This window comes from Methylobacterium mesophilicum, assembly GCF_022179445.1.
GTDB classification, from domain to species: Bacteria; Pseudomonadota; Alphaproteobacteria; order Rhizobiales; family Beijerinckiaceae; genus Methylobacterium; species Methylobacterium mesophilicum.
In genome coordinates, this window is record NZ_BPQU01000092.1 from 1 (window position 1) to 648 (window position 648).

At 69.9% G+C, this 648-nt stretch carries 1 pseudogene; it reads right to left on the bottom strand.

Features of this window, described 5'->3' with window-relative positions:
* Positions 1-16: 16 nt before the first annotated feature.
* Positions 17-648, bottom strand: a pseudogene (locus MFF40_RS28345) (IS5 family transposase); the annotation flags it as partial.

The following is a 648-nucleotide window of genomic DNA, read 5'->3' on the forward strand; positions in this document are numbered from 1 at the left end:
TAGGGTCTGGACTCGATCAGCACCAGAACGCGATGACGGCGGCGAGAGCGAGGGCTGAGGCGTAGTTACGGGCGAGCTTGTCGTATCGTGTGGCGATGCGGCGGAAATCCTTGAGGCGGTTGAAGGTCGCCTCAATCCGCCAGCGTTCGCGGTAGCGGCGCTTGTCGTGGCGGATCCTCTTCTTCCGACCGCGCTTGCCCGGGATGATCGGCGTGATGCCCTTCGCGCGCAGGTCAGCGCGCAGCCAATCGGCGTCGTAACCCTTGTCGGCGGCCAAGCGGTGGATCCGGCCGGGCGTGTCGGCCAGCACGGCTGGAGCTGTGGTGACATCGCTGGCGTTGCCGGGCGTCAGCAGGAGGACGCCGGGCCGGCCGAGGACGTCGGTGAGGGCGTGGATCTTGGTCGTCTGGCCGCCGCGCGACGGGCCGATGGCTTGCGCACGCGCCCCCCTTTACCGCCGTGGGCCGAACGGTGCGCCCGCACGTAGGTGCTGTCGATGGCCGTCGCCTCGCCCGACCATCCGGCTTGGGCCATCGCCGCCAGCATGGCCTTCCAGAAGCCGCGCCGTGACCACCTGTTGAAGCGGTTGTAGACGGTGGTGCGCGGGCCGTACGCGGCCGGGCAGTCGCGCCAGCGGCAGCCGGAGGT